Below are 18,172 nucleotides of genomic sequence, written 5' to 3'. Positions count from 1 at the left end.
GATTTTATGAAAACACTCTATGAATCTTTTGTTTCTGCCAATCGATCTAATACCAAGGTATATCCATCAGCACCATAAACGAGACATCGTTTTACGCGACTAATGGTTGCTGTACTAGCACCGGTTTCTTCTACGATTGTTTCATAACTATCACCAGCACGCAACATTTTTGCTACTTGTAAACGCTGTGATAAAGCTTTCAATTCATTTACAGTACAAATATCCTCAAAGAATGCATAACACTCTTCCACAGTTTGAAGTTGTAATATACCTGAAAAGAGCTCGTCATGTTGAGCACTTCTCAATTTTTCATTGACGCTCATAACGCCTCCTATTTCTTATTCATCGCCTTGGATAAAGCATCACCAACCATTTGGATTACTTGTACCATGATGATAAGAATGATGATTGTAGCGAGCATGATATCCCCTTGGAAACGTTGGTAACCATAGCGAATTGCAATATCACCAAGACCGCCGCCACCAATAGCACCCGCCATCGCAGAGTAACCGATTAAATTGACGATAAGCACGGTTACATTATCGATAATCGTAGGCAAAGCCTCAGGCAATAATACTTTACGGATGATTTGGAATGGACTGGCCCCCATGGATTGAGCCGCTTCAATAACGCCAAACTGAATATCCTTAATGGATGTTTCCACCAAGCGTGCTAAAAACGGAATTGCCGCCAATGTCAACGGCACACAGGCTGCAGTTGTACCAATGGATGTACCTACTACCATACGAGTAAATGGAATGATAGCAACCATCAAAATAATAAACGGAATAGAGCGTGTAGCATTAATGATAGCACCTAAAATTTTATTAAGCGCTGTATTTTCTAAGATATGACCTTTAGACGTAATAACCAATACTACGCCAAGCGGAATACCAATAAGCATTGCCATAACTGTAGAAATCACAGTCATTTGCAATGTATCCAAGGTACCGGTTAGTAACAATTTAACGACTTGCTCTGACATAACCGATCACCTCGCTTTCAATTGGTAATGTTCTAATATAGTCTAGCCCTTCTTTAGCCTTCATAGAATCGCCATTTAAGATGACAATGAGGCGACCAACGCTAGTATTTTGGATGTAATCGATACCTCCGAACAAGATGCTTACATCAAGATCAAAACGGCGAACTAACCCCGCCACAACCGGTTCATCTGTAGCTTGACCTGTAAATTTCAATCTTACAAGTGGTGCCGTACCAGCAATCCAATCTTGGTGAAGTTCAAAGTGTTCAAGAGCCTCTTGTGGTAGGTTATCACTTACTACAGAACCAACGAAGTCCTTTGTAGTTGGTTTCTTCGGATTAGTAAATACATCAACGGTACTACCTTCCTCTAAAATCATGCCCCCTTCGATAACAGCTACGCGGTCACAGATTTCACGAATAACCTGCATCTCATGAGTGATAAGAACGATAGTAAGCCCCATGCGTTCATTGATATCTTTCAATAATTTCAAGATAGATTGTGTAGTTTGTGGATCCAAGGCGGATGTTGCTTCGTCGCATAACAATACCTTCGGATTAGATGCCAATGCACGTGCAATACCAACACGTTGCTTTTGACCACCCGACAATTGGGATGGATAGTTATTTACACGGTCAGACAAGCCTACGATATCAAGAATCGGTGTGATACGTTCCTTAATCTCAGCTTTGCTCATCCCTTGTATTTCCAATGGAAATGCTACATTATCATACACGGTACGAGATGATAAGAGGTTAAAATGTTGGAAAATCATACCAATATTTTTGCGCGCCTTACGCAATTCATTAGCACTCAATTTCGTCAAATCGGTGCCGTCTACGATAACAGAACCCGATGTAGGTGCTTCAAGCATGTTAATGCAGCGAATCAATGTAGATTTACCGGCCCCTGATTGACCGATAATACCATAGATTTGCCCTTTTTCAATGGTGAGGCTTATATCCTTTAGAGCCTCTACGCGATGAGCACCTTCGTAAACCTTACTAATGTGTTCTAATGTAATCAAAATAGTTCCTTTCTCTGTGAAAGCGCCCCTTACTAGCCACTTAGCTAACAATATCAAAGCTATTAGGCGTATCGTAGATACATCTATCGTTACGAAGCACCTTACTAGCCACTTAGCTAACAATATCAAAGCTATAGTAAGGTTAAGCTAAGCCTTCTTCCATTAATTTTTCCAGACCATGTCGTAATTTCATGGTCACAGTACCTGGTTTACCATCAGCTACTGGATTACGATCGAGTTTTGTAATTGGAATTACGCCACCAATAGTATCGGTAAAGAATAATTCATCCGCATCATCTACAAATGCGCGGTCGAATTCTTTTTCAATGACAGTAACCCCTAATGATGGTGCTACACGAGTAATAATCATTTGACGAGTAATGCCCTTTAAGATGAAATTATCTGCTGGATGTGTGTAAAGAATGCCATCTTTTACGGCAAACACATTGGATGTTGCCCCTTCTGTGCAAATGCCGTCACGGAATAACATCGCTGTATAAGCAAATTTCTTTTCTGCCTTTGTTTGTGCCAAAATGTTAGGAATCAAATTAGTTGTTTTAATATCTACATGGCTCCAACGTTCATCAGGCAAAGCAATCGCTTTTACACCAGCTGCCACCTTATTCACCTCATCCATATCGAGATTGTGGATAGACATGAGCATTTGTGGTTCCAATTTAGAACGATCATATGCATGATGACGTGGCGCTACACCACGAGAAATTTGTAAGTAAATATAACCTTCTTTGATTTCACTTTGTTCAATCAAAATTTCGTGAAGTTCCGTTAAATCATCAGGTGTCATTTTTACAGGTATATCCATTTCACGCATGGATCGATATAAACGATCTTGATGATAGGACAACGCAAAACAACGACCTTTTGTAACACGTACAACTTCATATACAGAATCGCCGAATAAATAGCCTCGGTCATTAATGCTGATAACCTTTGCGCCTGATTCGACGAATTCACCGTTAAAATATGTTAATTCTTGCATAAGAGCACCTCATTTTCCTTGTTGTAACTCTAATCAGTATGATTGTATTATAGCACAATTACTAACTAATTTTCACACTTTACATTGTGAAAGTTTTCTTTTTAGTTATGAAAAAAACCGCCTCTTCCCGATAACTATAAGTTATGGCCAGAGCGGTTTTTCTTATAAAGAGCTATATCGTACGTATAATGCACACGATATAACCTAAGATTTAATTACCAAGAATATATTTACGAGCCGATTTAGGCAATTGTTTTAAAGCGATTGTGGTTAAGTAGGATAAACCTACGGCCATCACATAGAGTAAAACAACATGAACCACCGTAAACAAAAGATTATATTTTACCATCACGCCCGTCATAATCAACAACCAGAATGGATGTACTAAGTATATGCCATAGGATGTGTCACCAATTTGCGACCAAAATGCTTCCATCGTATTGTTGAGAGGCATTACTTGGAATAGGAATAGACTAAACAATGTCCCTAACGCCGTATAGAATACACCCATCGGACTCAACTGATGGACCGTGTAAATTGCTTCAAGAACAGTGTAATGCCATACATCCATCACGTAGTAATAAGCCCCTAACATGGAGAGCACAGATACAACAGCACAAATCGCCAAAATATATCTGTATCGCCACATATACTCTGATGCCTGTTCATATTTTTCTGCTACAACAGCACCAAAGAGGAATATCCATACATAATGAATCACCCAATAATTGAGACGCATATCAAAGAGATATTTAATGCTTGGTAAATCACTAAATTGCTGTGTCACCCACGCACCTAGTCGATAGGACGATATAAAATCAAATCCTAATTGTAAGGCAAATAAGATAACGAGCCATGGAATGGGGGCTTTCAAAATCCACCGCACCAGGACACGCCATAACGGCATAAGCACATAGAACCATACCAAGATGACCATAAAATACAAATGGTACATACCGGTTCCAAATAGGAGGTTCACTATTAATGGGCCTGGATGCAGATTACCTAAATTGTGCACCGTTACTCCTGTATAGAGGAGATAGAATAAGGACCACACGATATAAGGGTACAGGACCACTTGAATACGCCGTTTCATAAAGTCCTTGTAGCTAAATGGATCGTTTACCGACGTGTGATAAAACAGTCCAAACGCTGAAAGGAAGAAAAATGCGGGTACCGCGAATCGCGATAAGATTTCCAATACGCTAATGAGTTGTAAATTAACGAATGGATTTTGTAATGCATAGGAACCTACATGAATGCCGATAACGCCGAGCATGCAAAGTCCCCGCATATAGGTTATTTCAGGTAAAAATGCTTTTTTCATACGCAATTATTATTGTGACACCGCTGCAGGTGTAGGAATAATAGTAGGAGTCGTTGCCGGCTGAGTTGTTGGTACCGCAACAACAGGTGTAGCAGGTTGAGTTGCTACTGGTTGAGTTGCTACTGGTTGAGCAGCTGGTACTGTTTGACCGTTTGCTAATGCGGCTGCCGCTGCAGCCTCTGCTTCAGCTTTTCTTTTTGCTTCTGCTTCACGTTGCAAACGAATGTCTTTTTGCAATGGTACGACCGGTTTATTGTATACGGTAATATCTGTTTCAAATAGACGGCCCCATGGGAATGTAGCCTTGATTGTGCGAGGGTCTACCTTTAAATAGGTTTTACCAAAATCTTGAATTCGTTCTTGTAAGTACTCTTCTAGTTTTGAATTTAAATCGCCAGAGTAACGTACATTATCGGTACGGATAGAATCCTGCATGCGATAAATATCCTTGCGGATATTAGCTTGGTACGCCCAGTTATCTAGATATTGCTGGGTTAACATATCGCGATGGCCTTCAGGGCTCATGGATTTGAGCAACAAACCTTGCGCGATAGCATAACCTACTGTATTACTTGCTGTATTCCAACCATTATAGGCACCTATTTTATACAGTATGTCACGTTTATACATCGCACCTACCAAGGTATTATCGGAGCCATTATTATAAGCAATATCTGCAACGCTAACAGTTACACCTTGCTCAGTAGCTTGTTGAATACGGTCTACAAAGGCATTAGTTGCTTGAGACACCATTGGCAAATTGCCAAATGCTTCAGATTCAGATGTGCTCGTAGATAGTGGCGTATTAACAGCAAGAAGAACCGTTGGTTTACCAGCTGTTGTCATCGTACCACCTACAGCCTCTACGTGTTCTGCAATGGTTTTATCAATGGTTTGATCTTCATAGCCTGGTAATGTTTTACCCGCTCCACCAAGGGGATAGATGATGGAGAATGTTGGTTTCTCTACACTTTCATCAGTCCGAGAACGAGCCATCAATAACAAGCCCAGTTGGTCGGCACCTGGAAAACTACCGTATTGAGTGCGTGGAATTCCTTTAGAGTATTGGCTCAAATAACGCCCTTCCAAAGCGGATTGAGATAATTGAGACGTATCATCGTGACCGAGGGCAAAGTATTCAAATACACCCTTACGAGCTTCATCAATCAACCCCTTGTTGATTTGCATATTCTTTTGACGACGGGAGAACCAGTCTTGCAAGTATTCTACAGGAACAGAGGCTTGTAAACTCATCAATTTTTGTGTTTCTGCTTGAGTCAATGTACCAGCGTCTAGTTTATCTTGCAATGCAGCAATTTGGAATATGGTTGGACCATAATCTGCATAGTAGGACGGTTCTGTGCCACCCCCACTAGCGCGTGGAGAACGCATTACAGTACCAAAACCATAAATGCGAGTATTCTTATAATTTGCCTTTAACGCTTCAATACGTTTTAAGCGATATTCCAATGTACTTAGAGGCAAATTATGCTTACGAGAATCTACAAGACCACCATAAATCAATGTATCCGTACTCAATACCATAACATCGGCACGCCCCGCATTTTGCTCTACCCAATTCCAAATTTGGTCAGCTTGCCCCTTATAGGTTTTACCAGATATTAAATTTTGTGGTGGTGTCAATACCGTCATACCCGCAGCTTTTGCAGTATCAACGGTATACTGAAGACTGACAGGTCGATCATCTTGCGGAACAAACAGTACAGTTTCCGCATCAACTTGGATGGATGTACTAGTAGCAATAGCGGTAACCATTAATGCTACTTTCAACCATTTCTTAGACATACATTAAACTCCTTCATTAAGCACGCATGCGCGTACATTTCACAACTATTGTAAGGGATACAATCATTTTAAAAATAACTAATATTACAATTATATCACTTAGTCATATTTTCGCAAATCTAGCCATAAGCTCCGCTACTATCTAACGCGCGGCAAGCTCCACTGATATTTAATAGCCAGCAATCGAATGACTAGTACAATGCTGAAAGCACCATATACGGCCTGATCAGACCAACCGTAAATAACAAATAAATAATATGCAATCCCACCAATAATACTAGGTAGTGCATATACATCTTCTTTTAGTACAGATGGCACCCGTTGTGCTAACATGTCACGCAAAATACCTCCGCCCACAGCAGTAATTGTGCCTAGTAACACAATAAAGATAGGAAGTTCAGGATATAATGTATACCCCGCAGAAGCACCTGTTACGGTAAAGGATGCCAACCCCAATGCATCGGCAAACAAATAGCTAGCACGGCTGCGAGGCCCCATCATATTGCGATGATAACGACTGCTATAGATCACAAAAACGATGAATGTCACTGCCAGAACTACCGTAACATATACGACATTCCTCAATGAGTTCGGTGGAAAATAGCCTAACAATACGTCTCGAATAACTCCGCCTCCAATAGCGGTAGCCAAAGCGAGTACAGCCATACCGAAAATATCCATTTTACGCGACACGCCCACAAGCGCCCCTGATACGGCAAAAGCAACGGTGCCAATCATATCAAACATATACCAAATAATATCCATAATTGCCTCACACGATTTACATACACAACGATTAAATCTATTCGCAAAAAACTCATATAATATGATAGACTTTATGTAAGATATTATACATGAAGAGGTACTATAATGACAAAAGACCTTATACCACAAAATGAACTGAATCATATGGACGAACGTAGTCGCGACGAATATTTTATGAGCCTTGCTATCGAGGAGGGACAAAAAGCTTATGCCCTTGGTGAAATCCCTATTGGTGCTATTTTAGTCTATAACAACAAAATCATTTCGCGCCACCATAATCGACGTGAGCTCGATCATGATGCAACGGCGCACGCAGAGATTCTCGTCATTCGCGAAGCCTGTGATAACCTAAATCGCTGGCGGTTGACTGGATGCACCCTGTATGTTACGATAGAGCCGTGTCCGATGTGCGCAGGAGCCATTATTAACAGCCGTATTGATCGCGTTGTATATGGTGCTAGCGACTACAAAGGAGGCGCTGTTGAATCTTTGTTTAATGTGCTATCCCACCCTGGATTAAATCATGAGCCTCAATTACAAGCAGGCATCCTAGCCGATGAATGTAGCCAATTGATGAAAGATTTCTTTAAAGAGCGTCGTAAAGCACGGAGGAGTACCCAAGAGGCTGAAGGGTCCGCACTCGAAATGCGGTAGGTCGGGCAACCGGCGCGGGGGTTCAAATCCCTCCTCCTCTGCCATTCTTTTAAATGATAATGATAGAGATATAATAAATAAACCTAGATACACATAATCCAGATGTTATCTAGGTTTTCTTGTTTTTCTAAATAAGTTTTATGCTTTAATTATTCATAATATTACATCTAGTCAACGACTCTGTAAAGATTTTTATATTTCCAATATCTGTCATGCAATTTTATATTTTAATACAAATATAGTATATAATAGAAATATATTGTACACTACATCATCAATCAAAGAGGATACTACTATGCAAAAATATTATCCCTATCTCATCACGCTGAGCCACATGATCAATGACTCATGCCAAAGTGTATTGCCTGCACTATTGCCATTGTTCATCTATACCTATGGGCTATCCTTAGAGCAAGCAGGTTTTCTTATCTTAGCCAATACGGCCTTATCGTCATTACTACAACCTTTACTCGGTTATATTTCAGACAAAATCAATCAACCACGCCTCATTGCAATGGGGGTCTTATTATCCGCCTGTAGTACGGGTATGATGGGTTTTGTTACCTCTTATGAAAGCCTCTTAATTTGTGCTACACTCGCCGGTGTAGGTTCTTCTATTTTCCATCCAGAAGGTGCGAAAATTATGAATCGCCTTGGCGGCGGCAAAAAAGGGAAAGCTATGGGAACCTTTGCCATCGGTGGTAGTTCAGGCTTTGCCATTGGGCCTCTATTTGCAGGTGCCATTGCCTATACGGTCGGTCCACATGGGTTGGCGGCTTTCACAGTAGCAGGCATACTTATTTCAACAGTTTTATTCGTGCTTATGCCGCGCATCGTAGCTCATGCACGTACAATCGACCAAGCTGTAGCTACTGAAAATCCTACAATAGCTGCTAAACCACTAAAAAACTATTGGAAATACTTTGGTATATTGTTTATTATCATCCTCAGTCAATCGGTTAACTTCCGCGTTATCAATGCTTTCATTCCTATTTTCTGGACTCGCGAACTCGGTACTAGTCCTGAGCAAGGCAGTTTCGCATTAACCGTCTTCTTTAGTATCGGGATCTTCATGACCTATATCGGTGGTCTATTGGGCGATAAATATGGTCCTATCAAAATCATTAGATTATCTCTATTAATTTGGTTACCAGCGATGTTCTTATTAACCGAAGTACCAACCTTCACTCCAGCAATCATGTTACCTGTAGGCTATCTACTTTTACTTATGATTGGCGCAGCCAAAGCTATTAGCTACAGCCCTGTCATCGTATTAGGACAAACTTACCTAGCAAAAAGCATCGGCTTTGCCTCCGGCATCACCCTCGGCGTGAGCCAAACTATTGGCGGTATCATCGCACCAGTGGTGGGTAACCTAGCCGACACCTACTCACTCCCAACTGCAATGATGACGCTAGTACCATTCCTCGTAATGGGCCTAGGGGCATCATTGCTACTTAAAGATCCTAAAAAATTACAGTAAACAAAAAGAACCCTTTCAACGAGGGTTCTTTTTCTATGCAATCACATATTTAAGTGTAAGACTTAATGTTTTAACATCTCATTCAAAATAACGATATCCGTTTCTTTCATGCCTTGAGCCACGGTACCAATACTGCGGATGGTATCATCAACGGAGTATGCTACAAGGCCATCGCCTTTTTGGTAGTTCTTGTTTAGTCGGGCTTGTTTATAGCCCATAAAGGCACCATCTAAAGAGATTGCGATTTTACCTGCACAAGACGGCTTTGCTCCATCACATACAATGCCAGATAGACTTGCAAGTCCATTTACAAGGGTATTCTCGATAATTTCTTTGCTATCGCCTTTCAAGAAGGCAATACCTGCTACGCTTACAACGCCAGCAGATACAACGCCGCAATAGGCGGATAGTTTACCAATGCCAGATTTAACATAAAGGGTTAACAAGTTTGCAAAGACTAGCGCTCGATACAGTTCATCATTACTTTTACCAAGTTCCTCAGCAGATGTAATGATAGGCACAGACACGGTTAAGCCTTGGTTACCAGAACCTGAGCAAATGACTACAGGCAATGGGCATCCACTCATACGAGCATCAGATCCAGCCGCTGCACGAGCCTTACATTTCATTTCAAGGGAAGGATTCTCATCATCCAACAATAGCAATTGACCAATATTAGAGCCATAATCGTTAGATAAACCTTCCTTCGAAATCGCAGTATTATACTCGACTTGTTGTTTAATTTGAGGCAAAATGCCAGAAATATCAGCGTTCTTAGCAAATTCGTAAATGCTATCAAAGGTCATGGCACATTCAGTTTTAGCTGCTTTTTTGATCTCATTGACAGATTCAAAGATAATCTCATCATCCACAGATACATAAGTTATATTCGTATGGTCATTTTCAATACGAACAACGGCCGTATGTGCATCTGTTTCAGCCGTAATTTCAATATAAAGATTATCTACGCCTTCCGCTAATGAAACGGTACAGAAATTAGCATCAAGCAATGTACCAAGCCATTTGCGATCTTCATCTGTAGCAGATTCCAATACCTCTAACTCACGTTCCGGATGACCTACGATGGCACCAAGAGTCGTTGCAGCTATGAGGCCTTTACGACCACCAGAGTTAGGAATGACTACAGATTTTACATTTTTAATAATATTCGCACTGCATCGCGCATGAATATGATTGGGAAACTCATCTAAAACAGAGACTGCCTTCGCAGCCGCATACGCCAAAGCAATGGGCTCAGTACAACCAAAGGCAGGACGCATCTCTGACTGTAATAAAGAAATATAATCCATATTACACTTCCGCAATGATTTCCACTTCTACGGATACGCCTAATGGAAGATCTTTTACAGCTACGCAAGAACGTGCTGGTTTAGAAGTAAAATAGTTAGCATATACTTCGTTAAATGCTTTAAAATCATTGATGTCTGCTAAGAAACATGTTGTTTTAACAACTTTAGAAAAATCTGTCCCCGCTTCAGTCAATACAGCCTCGATATTTTTGCATACTTGTTCTGTTTGCGCCTCAATACCACCTTCAATAACTGTAGCTGTTTCAGGATTAATTGGCACTTGTCCAGACGCAAATAAAAAACCGCCCGCTATCTTAGCTTGAGAATAAGGACCTACTGCTGCAGGTGCTTTGTCTGTGTGAATCGTCTTCATAATAACTCTCCTTTGTTACAAATATATAGTTAAATCAAACATCACAACACGATGTATTTCAATTAATTATTTAATGGATTTGAAAGCTTCTGTAAAGATTGGCATAAAATATTGACGTTGTACATCACTTGTTAATGCCAAAAACAGTGTTGGTTTTTCTGGGGTCATTACAAGAGCTGCTTTTGCATAGTAAGGGAATTTAAGACCTTCTGTATCAAGCAATACACGAGTACCAACAGTGTATGTTGGATACTTTGTATTATTCATTTTTTCCATCATTTCTGTATTTTCCACAGTAACAGTTGTCGGCGCTTTACGCTCTCCCACTACACCAACAGCAGCACTGTAATCATTACCGGCTTTTACATATACAGAACCAGGTATATTCTTATCTGCCAATGTGAACGTTTTAGTTTCTTTTGGCAGTGCATTATTAACAGTAGTCAACATAAGTTGTTCTGTAATAGGATCCATCTTACCCGTATTAAGTATTGCTAATACAGGAAGAATAGGAGCATTACCTTTAGGATTTTCAAACAATGCATTAGCTGCTGTTTTTAAATCTACAGCGGCTAACAACGCATCCTTTTGTCCTGTTTTATCTTCACCTTGGATTTGATATACATCGTAGGAAATACCCATTTGGTCTAAAACAGCCAACGCCTCATCATTACTTTGCCGTGTAAGTTTATTGATATTAGGCTTTGCATTATCTTTGATAAGGATATCTTTTATAATACCTACTGTATTTGTGTTAGCTGCAGATGTGACAGTCACTGTATTTGGAACAGTCATTGTGCCAGCCAACGTTTTTACATTCTTTGCACCAGCCAAGCTAGTAACAGCACCAACTAAACAGGCTGCTAACACAAGCGTTTTTAATGGTTTCATTATTTATGTCCTCCCTTTAGGGTTTTTAAACTATACATAGATTCTAGTTGTCCTAACCAGTAATCTCTGCTCGTATCTTCTGTCGCCAATACTTGTATAGAAATACCTTCATTTTGTGGTAATATATACAGATTCAACGCACCTGGCAACATGAATCCATCATAATTAATGCTACCACGTAAGCTCACTCTCTCAAGAGTACCAAATTTAGAGGTGTAAGGGCTAAAGGATAATTCTGTAGCACCTACCGAGAAATTAGGGATAATTTTCTTTAAAACATCAATCGCTTCATTTGTAAGTTGCTGTTCTTTAGGAGATAAAGTTGCATTATCTATAACAGCTTGATTCAACTGCTTGTTCATATTGCGTTGCATTGCCGTATTATATTCGATCATAACAGGTGTTAATGAATTACGATCTAAATTGACTAATGACAACTGAGTAATAAACTCTTCTGCATTTGATTTGGAGTATGGCTTATTATTTGTAATTATTCCTACTTGTTTTTCGGCCATTACAGAATTAACAATTTGAGTCGATACATCACTAGAATAATCAATAAAATCTTTATTCAGATTATATGATATCAACCAAGCTGTATGGTGGCCCAAAGCACTATCTCCAGATAGTTGATAGACACTATATCCATCTACAGTATTCCCATTAAATGGAGGAATCGCTACTTGATATATCTCTTGCATGCGCTCGCTAAGTTTTTTTCTAACTTCCGCATTAGCCTCATTTACAGCTTTATTTTGTTCTTTAGTTCTAAAATTAGGATTTGTAGAAACTACGTCTATAGCAGTAGCACTAACACCATTATTTGTAGTTGCATATTGTCCATAACCTAGGTCAATCGTATCTGCACAGGCTACTGCCCCCATGCCAACTGTTAGGCACGTTGCACAAGCTAGTGTCATTATTTTTTTACGCCACAACTTCATAATCTCACCTCGTGAATCTATTACATTAACTCTAAATTAGTAATTTTGAATATATATAGTATTATACTATATAATTGTACTAACATGATAGGTTTCTCAAATTTACATTTTACCTAATGTACTATACAATACTTAGAGATAAGAAACTCATTAATTGTAGAAAGGAGTTGTCATTTCGCCAAACCATTATGATACAAGAAATTATTCCTCTTACTAGACCGCGCACATTAGCAGCTGCACTGGGACCTACTATTTTAGGTGCTGCATTTAGTTACTATGCCTTTGGTGCTGTTCATGGTACAGGTCTTGCCATCTTTCACACCATCCTAATATTTCTAGCCGTCGTATCCGCTCAAATTGTAGCCAACTTATGGAATGAGTATAAGGATTTTAAATCAGGTCTCGATGCAGGCCAAAAGGTTGGCAATGCGGGCTCTATCACGCGTGGTGCTATCACGCCTGAACTCATCATTACTATGATAAAAGTATTGATGGTCGTGCCAATCATCATTGGTCTCTATTTAGCATCTACAATTACTTGGTACTATATTCCAGCTGGCTTTGTTTGCATCTTAATTAGCTTTCTCTACTCTGGTGGCCCAAAGCCAATTTCTCGCACACCATTTGGTGAAATCTCCTCTGGTATTGCCATGGGGCTTGCCATTGTTCTCATCACGGGCTATGCATGGACTCGTGAACTTAGCTGGTCACTCTTAATTCCAGCGATTCCAGCCACCCTTTTGGTAGGGTCCATCATGCTTACCAATAATATCCGTGATATTCGTAATGATGAAAACCACGGTCGCCGTACACTACCTATCGTACTAGGCCGAGACCGCGCCATCAGCCTCATGAGCATTACCTATATTTTTAATTTTATCTGGATTGGTGCATGGATCTATTTGAAAGCATTACCAATACTTGCCCTCTTAGCCCTTATTGCTATTATCCCAGCGTTCAAAACAATAAAAACATTCTATATGTATGTCGATGAATTTGAATTAGATAAAGCGATGGGCACTACTGCTGCCACAGCGATGTTATACCAATTACTATTAAGTATAGGGCTCATTATTAGTAAATAATAAAAAAAGATAAGCTACCCTAAATAACGACTTTGGCCCTGCGAAGGCCGTAGGCCGAAGTCAGACCCAGCCGGTGGAGTTATTTAGGGCAGCTTATTTTTTACTTTTACCTATAATGAGCCCTATAACTTTTAGTTATGGATAACCGCCAATAATACATAGTTGCAGAATAGGAAATATTTTAGTACTATAAGTTTATTAAATTACATTTAATTTTCTCGAAAAGGAGAGTGTTTGTATGAACAAATTTTTAGCATTAGCGGCTACAGTCGTTCTCGGCGGTGCGCTATTAATCGCAGGTTGCGGCAGCGATAATAATAAAGCGGCTAGCAGCGGTGACAAACAAGTATTAAAAATTGGTGCTACTGCAGTACCACATGCGGAAATCTTAGAACAAGTAAAACCAATCTTAGCAAAAGAAGGTGTTGAATTAAAAATCACAGAATTCACTGATTACAATACACCAAATCTAGCATTGGGTGATAAAGAAATCGACGCTAACTTCTTCCAACATGTGCCATACATGGACGAATTTGCGAAAGCACATAACCTTCCTCTAGTATCTGTGGGTGGTGTTCATCTTGAACCAATGGGCTTATATTCCCGTCAAATCAAAGATTTAAAAGATCTTCCTAAAGGCGCTAAAATCGCTATTCCTAATGACCCTACAAATGGCGGTCGTGCATTGTTGTTATTGCAAAAAGCTGGTCTTATCACATTGAAAGACTCCAATAATATCTTATCCACTGTACAAGATATTGCTACTAACCCTAATGGTTACGAATTTGTAGAATTGGAAGCAGCACAAGTACCTCGCTCTCTTGACGATGTTGCTTTAGCAGCTGTTAATACTAACTTTGCATTGAATGCAAATCTTAACCCTGCTAAAGATGCATTATTCATCGAAGCTAACGATTCCCCTTATGTAAATATCGTAACTGTTCTTAAAGGCAATGAAAATGACCCTCGCATCCAAAAATTAATGGCTGCTCTTCATAGCCCTGAAATCAAAAAATTCATTCAAGATAAATACCAAGGTGCTATCATACCTGCTTTCTAAGATTACATATCAAAAGGCTGGAGCCACTACAACGTGCTCCAGCCTTTTTCTTTTGCTTATAAAACTTAATTCTATACCATTCTACTAAGGTAAAAGAAACTCCAGTCATTCTTATAAATCTGTGTTTGAGAAACTAAAGGGCAGTAATTCTTCTAGAGTAACCGTCTTATACTCTCCTTTTAAATTTGCCATAATAATACAAGGTATCTTGAACTCTCCAATGACTTGACGACATGCGCCACAAGGCGAGCAAGGCCTGTCCGTATCCGCCACAACTGCAATGGCAGATATGTTTCGTTTCCCATCGGACACAGCATTAAATATAGCAGTTCGTTCAGCACAATTTGTGAGCCCATAGGATGCATTTTCAATATTACAGCCTCCATAGATGTATCCATCATTGCTTAAAACAGCGGCCCCTACGGCAAAATTAGAATACGGACTATAGGACTGTTTACGCATCTCTATGGCAGCTTGAATTAATTTCTGTAACTCTTGTTCTATCATAAGGCCTCCTATTCTACAAAACCAAGTATAGTCTCACCAATAGTAGATGCTTCTGTACCTATTGTAAGGGCTTGTACGTAAGCCTTTTCGGCCTCCTCAAACAGACTTTCATCATTAGCATACAAGGTGGCAAGCACATCACCTGCTACAACAGCATCACCAGTTTTCTTATGCATCACAATCCCTGCTGTCATATCAATAGGACCATCTTTCACAATACGACCAGCACCAAGCATAACAGATGCAATACCACAATCCTCCGTATTCATATGAGCGATATAGCCTGCCTTAGAGGCCCTAATATCATAGGTAAATCGAGCGGACCCTAATAGAGAAGTATCATCTACAACTTGACCTTTTCCACCTTGCGCCACGATGAGTTCTCGCAACTTAGCCAAACCAGCTCCATTTTGCAATGCCGTCTGCACCATAGAATAGCAGTTGTCATAATCGCCCTTTTCACTCATCACTAATAAATGGGTCGCCATCACAAGGCATTCGTGTGTTAAATCTTGAGGGCCACGTCCCTTCAAGGTTTGAATCACCTCTGCAATTTCCAAGGCATTTCCGATGGCCTGCCCCAATGGTCGATCCATATCTGTAATAACAGCCTTCACAATACGACCATTAGCGTTACCGATATCCACCATTGCCTGCGCGAGTAAGCGAGCATCATCGATAGTTTTCATAAATGCACCACTACCGACCTTAACATCTAATAAAATAGCATCTGCCCCAGAAGCGAGCTTCTTACTCATAATCGAAGATGCAATAAGAGGAATACTATCCACCGTAGCCGTTACATCTCGAAGTGCATAAATTTTTTTATCGGCTGGTGCAATATTACTGGATTGACCAATTACAGCAACGCCAATATTGTTGACTTGATTTCTAAATTCCTCTTCTGAAAGCTCTGTTCTAAGACCAGGTATAGACTCCATTTTATCAATGGTGCCACCTGTATGACCAAGGCCACGACCAGACATCTTAGCCACCACACCTCCACAGGCTACAACCAAGGATGCGATGACAAGTGTTGTTTTATCACCTACACCTCCAGTGCTATGCTTGTCTACCTTGATTCCCTTAATAGCTGATAAATCAACCATATCACCAGAATGTGCCATAGCCATAGTGAAAGCCCCTAGCTCCTTTGGTGTCATGCCCTTAAATATGACAGCCATTAAAAAGGCACTCATTTGGTAGTCTGGAATATCACCCGCTACATAACCATGTATAAGCCATTGTAATTCAGAGTCAGTTAACTCAATACCTTGTCGTTTTTTGAGTATCACATCATACATTCTCATAGTTCACCTATAAAGGGCTGTACCGAAATAGCTTATTTTAACTTCGGTACAGCCCCCTTTCTATACAGTACATGGCAAAACAATCTATACTTGTTCATCCAATCGATTTTGTAATAGCCCCACTGCCGCACTAGCCCCAATACGTGTGCATCCAGCCTCGATATAAGCCTTCATAGCCTCAACGGAACGAATACCGCCAGCCGCCTTAATTTGTACATGTGGCCCAATATGCTTTTTAAATAATTGCACATCTTCTAAAGTAGCGCCACCACTACCAAATCCAGTCGATGTCTTAATGAAGTCAGCACCACCTTCAGTCACACAGCGGCACAATTCTACTTTTTCATCCTTTGTTAAGGAACAAGCCTCTATGATGACCTTCAATATTTTCTCTCCACATATGGCTTTAAGTGCCTTAATCTCCTCGGTTATAGCATGGTAATCACCTTGTTTAACATCACCTAAGTTGATTACCATGTCGATTTCCGAAGCACCTTCTTCAATAGCTTGTTTAGTTTCTGCTACCTTGGCTTCTGTAGTTTGGTATCCCAAAGGAAAACCTACAACGGTACACACAGTTAAATCTGGATATGCATTATGCGCAGACGCTACAAAGTCCGGCGGAATACATACAGACGCTGTATGATATGCTAGTGCATCTTCACAAACCACCTTAATTTCCTCCCATGTAGCAATGGGGTTTAACAATGTATGATCAACATATGTCAATAATTCTTTACCTAGCATAATAACCTCCCAAAACAATCTATTACACTATACGGTTCATCATTAATTTGTATTTCGAACTAAGCCATATTTAGAAAAATGACATTTGCTCTGGTTCTGGTGCTTTATGAAGCTCTGCCTGTGCTGCCTTATTCTTTTCATCGATAAATGGCTCGAGCGGTACACCTGTTTTTGAAAGCAACTCTGGCAATGAATTAGCGCCTTTCAAACGAGCGGCCTCAATAGCGACCTTAGCACATGTTTCTGCATCATCTAATGCATAATGATGCTTAAATTCTACACCTAGGTACGCTGCCATAGTATTTAATTTATGATTTACCAAATCAGGCCATACGGCACGAGAGATTTTTACAGTACATGCATAATCGAGTTCTGGCCAAGGAATTTTATAGTAATCAAGAGTAGCACGCAATACATTCATATCGAATTTAGCATTGTGAGCAATCATGATTTTCCCCTTCAAATGATTCTCGTAAATAGTAGGCCATAATTGATCAAATGTTTTCTCATGTATTACCTCATTAGGTTCAATGCCATGAATCTCAATACATTCAGGATCAAAGGACATAAACGGTGGTTTAATAAGACTATATGCTTTTTTTGTAATCTGTCCATTTTCTACGGTAATAACCGCTAAGGAACAGGCACTATTTTTATATTTATTAGCTGTTTCAAAATCCAATGCTACAAAATCTAACATGGTTATCCTTTCTTAGCTACTAACAATAAATTATATAAATAAATCCGATATACATATATCAACTCGTATTAGGAATCATCTTCACTTCTTTATTTATTATATCATGAACGCAAAGAAAATCGATGTACAAAAGCCGTTCTTATGTATACTTTCACATTGGATTTTCATTGACAGGACGACCCATTCTATGTGAAAATT

General features: G+C 39.8%; 19 protein-coding genes and 1 tRNA gene. 5 read left to right on the top strand and 15 right to left on the bottom strand.

The features are described from left to right. Positions 1–17: 17 nt before the first annotated feature. The 7 genes from VTHSUH11_RS00460 to VTHSUH11_RS00430 form a co-directional block, all read right to left on the bottom strand. Positions 18–323, bottom strand: a complete 306-nt coding sequence (locus VTHSUH11_RS00460; protein WP_059361609.1) for a YerC/YecD family TrpR-related protein — start codon at positions 321–323, stop codon at positions 18–20. 8 nt (positions 324–331) lie between these two features. Continuing rightward, positions 332–985 carry a methionine ABC transporter permease gene (locus VTHSUH11_RS00455; protein WP_059361608.1) on the bottom strand — a complete coding sequence of 218 codons (654 nt, stop codon included), beginning with the start codon at positions 983–985 and terminating at the stop codon, positions 332–334. Beyond that, positions 966–2,012: a methionine ABC transporter ATP-binding protein gene (locus VTHSUH11_RS00450; protein WP_105092247.1), complete on the bottom strand. Its 1,047-nt coding sequence runs from the start codon at positions 2,010–2,012 to the stop codon at positions 966–968. The genes VTHSUH11_RS00455 and VTHSUH11_RS00450 overlap by 20 nt, the downstream gene beginning before the upstream one ends. A 142-nt stretch (positions 2,013–2,154) precedes the next feature. Then, positions 2,155–3,012, bottom strand: coding sequence for an aminotransferase class IV (locus VTHSUH11_RS00445; protein WP_105092246.1), 858 nt, complete (start codon positions 3,010–3,012; stop codon positions 2,155–2,157). A gap of 211 nt (positions 3,013–3,223) precedes the next feature. Continuing rightward, entirely contained in the window at positions 3,224–4,339 is a 1,116-nt protein-coding gene (locus tag VTHSUH11_RS00440; RefSeq protein WP_105092245.1) for an acyltransferase, read from the bottom strand. A 9-nt stretch (positions 4,340–4,348) separates the two neighbouring features. Further along, the gene (locus VTHSUH11_RS00435) at positions 4,349–6,145 is read right to left on the bottom strand and encodes a DUF4127 family protein (protein WP_105092244.1); all 1,797 of its coding nucleotides are present in this window, start codon (positions 6,143–6,145) and stop codon (positions 4,349–4,351) included. 138 nt (positions 6,146–6,283) lie between these two features. Next, the gene (locus VTHSUH11_RS00430) at positions 6,284–6,910 is read right to left on the bottom strand and encodes a trimeric intracellular cation channel family protein (RefSeq protein WP_059361603.1); all 627 of its coding nucleotides are present in this window, start codon (positions 6,908–6,910) and stop codon (positions 6,284–6,286) included. A gap of 105 nt (positions 6,911–7,015) precedes the next feature. Here VTHSUH11_RS00430 and tadA point away from each other — a divergent pair, with 105 nt between their 5' ends. From tadA to VTHSUH11_RS00415, 3 genes are all read left to right on the top strand, one after another. After that, positions 7,016–7,564, top strand: a complete 549-nt coding sequence (gene tadA, locus VTHSUH11_RS00425) for a tRNA adenosine(34) deaminase TadA (protein ID WP_105092272.1) — start codon at positions 7,016–7,018, stop codon at positions 7,562–7,564. Next, positions 7,518–7,608: transfer RNA gene (locus tag VTHSUH11_RS00420), tRNA-Ser, on the top strand. Before tadA ends, VTHSUH11_RS00420 begins: the two co-directional genes overlap by 47 nt. A gap of 251 nt (positions 7,609–7,859) precedes the next feature. Further along, on the top strand, positions 7,860–9,047 hold the full coding sequence (locus VTHSUH11_RS00415; RefSeq protein WP_105092243.1) for an MFS transporter: 1,188 nt from the start codon (positions 7,860–7,862) through the stop codon (positions 9,045–9,047). 62 nt (positions 9,048–9,109) lie between these two features. Here VTHSUH11_RS00415 and VTHSUH11_RS00410 read toward each other — a convergent pair whose 3' ends face one another. The 4 genes from VTHSUH11_RS00410 to VTHSUH11_RS00395 form a co-directional block, all read right to left on the bottom strand. Further along, positions 9,110–10,357 (bottom strand): L-cysteine desulfidase family protein, encoded by a 1,248-nt coding sequence (locus VTHSUH11_RS00410; protein ID WP_105092242.1) that lies wholly within the window; start codon positions 10,355–10,357, stop codon positions 9,110–9,112. A 1-nt stretch (position 10,358) separates the two neighbouring features. Beyond that, positions 10,359–10,730, bottom strand: coding sequence for a RidA family protein (locus VTHSUH11_RS00405; RefSeq protein WP_105092241.1), 372 nt, complete (start codon positions 10,728–10,730; stop codon positions 10,359–10,361). A gap of 66 nt (positions 10,731–10,796) precedes the next feature. Further along, the gene (locus VTHSUH11_RS00400; RefSeq protein ID WP_105092240.1) at positions 10,797–11,621 is read right to left on the bottom strand and encodes a hypothetical protein; all 825 of its coding nucleotides are present in this window, start codon (positions 11,619–11,621) and stop codon (positions 10,797–10,799) included. Further along, entirely contained in the window at positions 11,621–12,565 is a 945-nt protein-coding gene (locus VTHSUH11_RS00395; RefSeq protein WP_105092239.1) for a glutamyl-tRNA amidotransferase, read from the bottom strand. Before VTHSUH11_RS00395 ends, VTHSUH11_RS00400 begins: the two co-directional genes overlap by 1 nt. A gap of 188 nt (positions 12,566–12,753) precedes the next feature. Between VTHSUH11_RS00395 and menA the strand changes: the two genes are divergently transcribed. Both menA and VTHSUH11_RS00385 read left to right on the top strand, forming a co-directional pair. Further along, positions 12,754–13,650 carry a 1,4-dihydroxy-2-naphthoate octaprenyltransferase gene (menA, locus tag VTHSUH11_RS00390; RefSeq protein ID WP_105092238.1) on the top strand — a complete coding sequence of 299 codons (897 nt, stop codon included), beginning with the start codon at positions 12,754–12,756 and terminating at the stop codon, positions 13,648–13,650. Between the two features lie 238 nt (positions 13,651–13,888). After that, the gene (locus tag VTHSUH11_RS00385) at positions 13,889–14,710 is read left to right on the top strand and encodes a MetQ/NlpA family ABC transporter substrate-binding protein (protein ID WP_105092237.1); all 822 of its coding nucleotides are present in this window, start codon (positions 13,889–13,891) and stop codon (positions 14,708–14,710) included. Positions 14,711–14,821: 111 nt separating this feature from the next. Here the strand turns inward: VTHSUH11_RS00385 and VTHSUH11_RS00380 are convergent, their stop codons facing one another. The 4 genes from VTHSUH11_RS00380 to VTHSUH11_RS00365 form a co-directional block, all read right to left on the bottom strand. Then, entirely contained in the window at positions 14,822–15,217 is a 396-nt protein-coding gene (locus tag VTHSUH11_RS00380; protein WP_105092236.1) for a cytidine deaminase, read from the bottom strand. 8 nt (positions 15,218–15,225) lie between these two features. Further along, entirely contained in the window at positions 15,226–16,521 is a 1,296-nt protein-coding gene (locus VTHSUH11_RS00375; RefSeq protein WP_244899953.1) for a pyrimidine-nucleoside phosphorylase, read from the bottom strand. A gap of 90 nt (positions 16,522–16,611) precedes the next feature. After that, positions 16,612–17,274 carry a deoxyribose-phosphate aldolase gene (gene deoC / locus VTHSUH11_RS00370; RefSeq protein ID WP_105092234.1) on the bottom strand — a complete coding sequence of 221 codons (663 nt, stop codon included), beginning with the start codon at positions 17,272–17,274 and terminating at the stop codon, positions 16,612–16,614. Positions 17,275–17,344: 70 nt separating this feature from the next. Continuing rightward, entirely contained in the window at positions 17,345–17,974 is a 630-nt protein-coding gene (locus VTHSUH11_RS00365; protein WP_059361592.1) for a 3'-5' exonuclease, read from the bottom strand. Positions 17,975–18,172: the final 198 nt, after the last annotated feature.

This window comes from Veillonella tobetsuensis, from assembly GCF_002959935.1.
GTDB classification, from domain to species: domain Bacteria; phylum Bacillota; class Negativicutes; order Veillonellales; family Veillonellaceae; genus Veillonella; species Veillonella tobetsuensis.
Note: the sequence above shows the minus strand (reverse complement) of the source record. Positions and strands in the feature narration are given on the sequence as shown.

Excerpts from the sequence above, each read along its gene's own strand:
- VTHSUH11_RS00460 (WP_059361609.1), bottom strand. The coding sequence starts at position 323 with ATGAGCGTCAATGAAAAATTGAGAAGTGCTCAACATGACGAGCTCTTT.
- VTHSUH11_RS00455 (WP_059361608.1), bottom strand. The coding sequence starts at position 985 with ATGTCAGAGCAAGTCGTTAAATTGTTACTAACCGGTACCTTGGATACA.
- VTHSUH11_RS00445 (WP_105092246.1), bottom strand. The coding sequence starts at position 3,012 with ATGCAAGAATTAACATATTTTAACGGTGAATTCGTCGAATCAGGCGCA.
- VTHSUH11_RS00440 (WP_105092245.1), bottom strand. The coding sequence starts at position 4,339 with ATGAAAAAAGCATTTTTACCTGAAATAACCTATATGCGGGGACTTTGC.
- VTHSUH11_RS00435 (WP_105092244.1), bottom strand. The coding sequence starts at position 6,145 with ATGTCTAAGAAATGGTTGAAAGTAGCATTAATGGTTACCGCTATTGCT.
- VTHSUH11_RS00430 (WP_059361603.1), bottom strand. The coding sequence starts at position 6,910 with ATGGATATTATTTGGTATATGTTTGATATGATTGGCACCGTTGCTTTT.
- tadA (WP_105092272.1), top strand. The coding sequence starts at position 7,016 with ATGACAAAAGACCTTATACCACAAAATGAACTGAATCATATGGACGAA.
- VTHSUH11_RS00415 (WP_105092243.1), top strand. The coding sequence starts at position 7,860 with ATGCAAAAATATTATCCCTATCTCATCACGCTGAGCCACATGATCAAT.
- VTHSUH11_RS00410 (WP_105092242.1), bottom strand. The coding sequence starts at position 10,357 with ATGGATTATATTTCTTTATTACAGTCAGAGATGCGTCCTGCCTTTGGT.
- VTHSUH11_RS00405 (WP_105092241.1), bottom strand. The coding sequence starts at position 10,730 with ATGAAGACGATTCACACAGACAAAGCACCTGCAGCAGTAGGTCCTTAT.
- VTHSUH11_RS00400 (WP_105092240.1), bottom strand. The coding sequence starts at position 11,621 with ATGAAACCATTAAAAACGCTTGTGTTAGCAGCCTGTTTAGTTGGTGCT.
- VTHSUH11_RS00395 (WP_105092239.1), bottom strand. The coding sequence starts at position 12,565 with ATGAAGTTGTGGCGTAAAAAAATAATGACACTAGCTTGTGCAACGTGC.
- menA (WP_105092238.1), top strand. The coding sequence starts at position 12,754 with ATGATACAAGAAATTATTCCTCTTACTAGACCGCGCACATTAGCAGCT.
- VTHSUH11_RS00385 (WP_105092237.1), top strand. The coding sequence starts at position 13,889 with ATGAACAAATTTTTAGCATTAGCGGCTACAGTCGTTCTCGGCGGTGCG.
- VTHSUH11_RS00380 (WP_105092236.1), bottom strand. The coding sequence starts at position 15,217 with ATGATAGAACAAGAGTTACAGAAATTAATTCAAGCTGCCATAGAGATG.
- VTHSUH11_RS00375 (WP_244899953.1), bottom strand. The coding sequence starts at position 16,521 with ATGTATGATGTGATACTCAAAAAACGACAAGGTATTGAGTTAACTGAC.
- deoC (WP_105092234.1), bottom strand. The coding sequence starts at position 17,274 with ATGCTAGGTAAAGAATTATTGACATATGTTGATCATACATTGTTAAAC.
- VTHSUH11_RS00365 (WP_059361592.1), bottom strand. The coding sequence starts at position 17,974 with ATGTTAGATTTTGTAGCATTGGATTTTGAAACAGCTAATAAATATAAA.